The 4,604-nt window shown below is 72.4% G+C and carries 4 protein-coding genes and 1 pseudogene; 4 read left to right on the plus strand and 1 reads right to left on the minus strand.

Translation table 11 applies throughout. The annotated features are described in order from the left end of the window. From IJH84_RS17860 to IJH84_RS17875, 4 genes are all read left to right on the plus strand, one after another. A partial coding sequence (locus IJH84_RS17860; RefSeq protein ID WP_295146491.1) for a phosphotransferase occupies window positions 1-437 on the plus strand: 437 nt, incomplete at its 5' end. A gap of 43 nt (window positions 438-480) precedes the next feature. Beyond that, complete coding sequence (locus IJH84_RS17865) at window positions 481-1,056, plus strand: helix-turn-helix domain-containing protein (RefSeq protein ID WP_200069961.1); 576 nt, start codon at window positions 481-483, stop codon at window positions 1,054-1,056. A 68-nt stretch (window positions 1,057-1,124) separates the two neighbouring features. Continuing rightward, a complete protein-coding gene (locus tag IJH84_RS17870) occupies window positions 1,125-3,491 on the plus strand; it encodes a LuxR C-terminal-related transcriptional regulator (RefSeq protein WP_200069962.1) in 2,367 nt (788 codons plus the stop codon). A gap of 162 nt (window positions 3,492-3,653) precedes the next feature. Continuing rightward, complete coding sequence (locus IJH84_RS17875; RefSeq protein ID WP_295146495.1) at window positions 3,654-4,376, plus strand: transglycosylase SLT domain-containing protein; 723 nt, start codon at window positions 3,654-3,656, stop codon at window positions 4,374-4,376. 35 nt (window positions 4,377-4,411) lie between these two features. Here the strand turns inward: IJH84_RS17875 and IJH84_RS17880 are convergent. Then, a pseudogene (locus IJH84_RS17880) lies at window positions 4,412-4,604 on the minus strand (hypothetical protein); the annotation flags it as partial.

Genomic DNA, 4,604 nt, shown 5'->3' on the forward strand with positions numbered 1-4,604 from the left:
CCGAACTCGCCGACGCGCAGGCGGAACTGGGCGTTCCCGGGCACGCGCGGGATCGGTGGCGGCGCTGGCTGGACGACGAGCGCTGCTGGGCCGGGCGGCCGCGGCTGGTGCACAACGATCTGTCCCCGAACCACACGCTGGTCGACGAAACCGGTTCGCTGCGCGGAATTCTCGACTGGGCCGACGCGGCCGTGGACGATCCCGCGCAAGATTTCGCAGCGCCGTACGTGGCGTTCGGCGCGGACGGGCTCGACCGGCTGCTCGCCGCCTACGACCGGGCGGGTGGTGCGCCGCACGAGCGTTTCCGCGAGCACGTCGTGCTGCTCGCGGAGTTCCGGTACCGCGTTTCCCTCGGCTTGCACGGGCTCCGGACCGGCAACGACGACTACGTGGCGCTGGCTCGCGCGCGCCTCGCGGATCCCGTGCTCCCGGAGTAGCGGTTCTGGCAACCTCGCTTGCCGATCCGGGAAACTGGCGGTCATGGAAGAAGTGCTGGCCGAGGTGGGGCCACGGTTGAAGCAGGTGCGCAAGCAGCGCGGCGCGACGCTGGCGGCGCTGTCCCGGGCCACCGGGATCTCGGTGAGCACGCTTTCGCGCCTGGAGTCCGGGCAGCGCAAACCCAGTCTGGAGCTGTTGCTGCCGCTGGCGCGGGCGCACCAGGTGCCGCTGGACGAGCTGGTCGGCGCACCGCAGGTCGGCGATCCGCGGGTGCACGCCCGCCCGCGCAAGGTCGGCGGCATGACCGTGGTTCCGCTGAGCAGGCAACCCGGCGGGCTGCAGGCGTTCAAGATGGTGCTGCCCGCGAAACCGGCGCACCCGGTCGAGCCGCGCAGCCACGAGGGCTACGAGTGGCTGTACGTGCTCAGCGGCCGGCTCCGCCTGGTGCTGGGCGAGCAGGACTTCGTGCTGCGCACCGGCGAGGTCGCCGAGTTCGACACGCACCTGCCGCACTGGATGGGTTCCACCGGCGACGGGCCGGTGGAGCTGCTGAGCCTGTTCGGCCCGCAAGGCGAGCGGATGCACTTGCGCGCCGCCCCGCGCCGCTCCGGACGATAACCCACCGCAAGTCTGTGACCTGCAAGATCGTCGTCTCCGGCGGCCTGGCGTCGGGTTACGCTCGGGTCGTGGTCTCCAGTGCGCGCGCGGCCCGCGTTCGCGAGCCAGCGGGCAACCTCCCGGTCGACGTGACGAGTTTCGTCGGCCGGCGCCACGAGATCACCCGCACCAAACGGCTGCTGGCCGAGTCGCGGCTGGTGACCCTCACCGGGCAGGGCGGGGTCGGCAAGACCCGGCTGGCGCTGCGGGTTGCGGCGGGCATGCGGCGCGCGTTCCGGGACAAGGCGTGGTGCGTGAGCCTGGAGGAGCTGCGCGACGGCTCGCTGCTGACCGAGGCCGTGATCGAGCAGCTCAACCTCGGCGGCCCGTCGGCGGGCAGCGACGTGGACACCGTGGTCGGGCATCTCAGGCACCGCGAGATGCTGCTGGTGCTGGACAACTGCGAGCACGTGATCGAGGACGCCGCGCTGTTCGTGGACGGGGTGATCCGCTGGTGCCCCGGGGTGCGGGTGCTGGCGACCAGCAGGCAGTCCCTCGGCGTCGCCGGGGAGGCCACGCTGGTGGTGCCGCCGCTGCAGGTGCCCGACCCGGACGATCCGCCGCCGCCGGAGTCCTACGAGCAGTTCTCCTCGGTGCGGCTGTTCCTGGACCGGGTGCGGGCGACGGTCCCGGACTTCGAGGTGGGCACCGACGCCGACGCGGACTCCGAACAGGGCGCGGGCGACGGCGCAACGCTCATGCGGCTGGTTGCCGAACTGGACGGCAATCCGCTGGCGATCGAGCTGGCCGCGGTGCGGCTGCGCTCGTTGTCGCTGCAGCAGCTCGAAGAGCGGCTCGTCGAGCGCTACAGCCTGCTGACCGAAGGCCGCCGCGGCGCCCCGGCGCGGCAGCAGAGCCTGCGCGCGCTGATCGACTGGAGCTGGGAGTTGTGCTCCGAGCAGGACCGGACGGCGTGGGCGCGGGTCTCGGTGTTCTCCGGCAGCTTCGGGCTGGAAGCCGCCGAGCACGTGGCCGCGGACGGGCTCAGCCGGGTCAACGTGCTCGGTGCGATGCACTCGCTGGTGGACCAGTCGGTGCTGGTGCGCGAGGAAGAGGCCGGGGAGGTTCGGTTCCGGTTGCTGCACGCGCTGCGGGACTACGGCGCCGAACGGCTCGCCGAGTCCGGTGAGCAGCGGCGCGTCCTGGTGCGCCACCAGGAGTGGTACGCGAGCGTGGCCGACCGGTTCAGCACCGACTGGCTCGGTCCGCACCAGGTTTCCTGGGTGCGGGAGCTGCGGCTGGACCTGAACAACCTGCGGATGGCGCTGGACACCGCGGTGCGCGACCCGGAGACCGCGCCGGCCGCGCTGCGGCTGGCCGCGCGGCTCGCGCCGTTCTGGGGCATCCGGGGACTCAACGGTGAGGCGCGGCATTGGCTGGAGATCGCGCTGGCCGAAGTTCCGGCGTCGACTCCGGACCGGGCGGGCGGGCTGCGCGCGAACGCCTGGTTCGCGCTGATGCAGGGCGACCCCGAGGCCGCGGACCCGCTGCTGGCGGAAGCCTCCGAGCTGGCCGAACGGCACGACGACGACCACGAGCGCGCCTACCTGGTGCTGATCTCGGGGATGTCGGCGTTCTTCCGCGGGAACCTTCCCGAGGCGGCGCGGCTGCTCGACGATGCGCTGCGCCGGTTCCGCGCGCTGGAGGCCCCCTACGGCGAGCTGTTCGGCCTGTTCGGGCTGGGCCTGGTCCGCGGCCTCAACGGGGAGCACGAGGACGGGTTGGCGCTGCTGCGGGAGTGCATCGAGGTGACCACCGGCCGCGGTGAGCTGTTCTGGCGTTCCTACGCGCTGTGGGCGACCTCCTACATCGAGGTGATGCGCGGGATCTCGGCCCGCGCGGAGACGGCGGCGAAGGAGGCGCTGCGGCTGCAGCGGCAGCTGGACAACCGGCTGGCCGGGGCGTTCGCGATCGACATCCTCGCCTGGATCGCGCACCGGCTGGGCCGCAACGAGCGCGCCGCGCGGCTGTTCGGCGCGGCCGCGGCGGTCTGGGACGCGGTGCGCGCCGCACCGGACTTCTACTCGACCTTCCAGGCCGGGCACAACGATCACGAACGCCGCACCCGCGAAGCGCTCGGCGACCGCACCTACCGGGAGTCGTTCGAGCGCGGCTACCGGATGGCGCCGGACGCGGCGATCGACTACGCGCTGGAGATCAAAAAGCCCGGTCGCGCGGTGCCGCAGGCGGAGCCGTCGGCCACCGCCCTGACCCGGCGGGAACGCGAGATCGCCGAGCTCGTCGCGCAGGGGCGCACGAACAAGGAGATCGCCGAGAGCCTGGTGATCGCGCAGCGCACCGTCGAAGGCCACGTGCAGCACATCCTGACCAAGCTGGACTTCTCCTCGCGCGCCCAGATCGCCAGCTGGCTCGCCGGGCACCGCCGCGAGAGCTGAGGCGGTCCGGCGAGTGGTTCACGGGCCGCTCAGGCGCGGCGCTGAGACACGAACCAGCGCGCACTCTCGGTGACAACGGTCCACGTACGCAACCAAAGTAGGTAGTTGCGTAGGTAGGAACCGCGATGTACGCGCACGGGGCGTGACGGACTGTGGGGTCTCGTGAGTTCCCCCGACCACACCCCCGAAATCTTCTGTCCCGACCAGACCCCCGAGCTACCCGAATCTCCGGCCACCGTGCGACGGCTGCGGGAGAAGGCGGCCACCGCCCTGCGCGAACTGTGGACCGCGTTCACCGGCACCGGCTCCGGCATCGGCCCGCACCGCTTGCCCCCGAGGGTGCGGACCGCGCAGATCGGTGCCGCCGCGGCCGCCACCGGCGTGCTCAGTGTCGTACTCGGCGCACAAGCCCCGTCCCCCGAGGCCGACACCGAATTCCACGCCGCCGCGCCAGAGGTGGCCGGGCACGTCCAGCCCGGACCGGTGCATCCCCCGAACGCCGGTTCCGGGCTGGGCGGCGTGCCCGCCGACCCGATCGGCGGGTGGATCGCGCAGGCCACCGCAGTGCTGCAGGCGAACGGCGTGCCGCCGGAGAAGATCGACCCCGAGTCGCTGCGCACGATCATCCAGCACGAGTCCGGCGGCAACCCGGCCGCGGCGAACAACTGGGACTCGAACGCCTCCGCGGGCACCCCGTCGAAGGGCCTGATGCAGACCATCGAGCCCACGTTCCACTCGTTCGCGGTGCCCGGGCACCAGGACATCTGGAACCCGGTGGACAACATCGTGGCGGCCAGCCGCTACTCGATCGAGCGGTACGGATCGGTCTCCGAGGTTCCCGGCGTCACCGGTGTGCAGGGCGGCGGGTCGTACGAAGGCTACTGATCGGCCCTGGCCTGTTCGGCTGGTCCGCCGCGGGCTTACTCGGCTGATCCGTCGCGGGCCTCCACGGCTGACCCGTCGCGGGCCTCCACGGCCGCGAGTTGTTCGAGAGTCCCTTCCAGCGCTTCGGCGACGAGCTCGCGCATCGCCCCCTCGGCCCGGTCGCGGTCGCCCGCCCGCACGCACTCGGCGATCTCGCAGTGCAGCCGGACCGCGACCGGCTCCGGGTGC

The organism is Saccharopolyspora sp., assembly GCF_017434145.1.
Lineage (GTDB): Bacteria > Actinomycetota > Actinomycetes > Mycobacteriales > Pseudonocardiaceae > Saccharopolyspora_C > Saccharopolyspora_C galaxeae.

Excerpts from the sequence above, each read along its gene's own strand:
- IJH84_RS17865 (WP_200069961.1), top strand. The coding sequence starts at position 481 with ATGGAAGAAGTGCTGGCCGAGGTGGGGCCACGGTTGAAGCAGGTGCGC.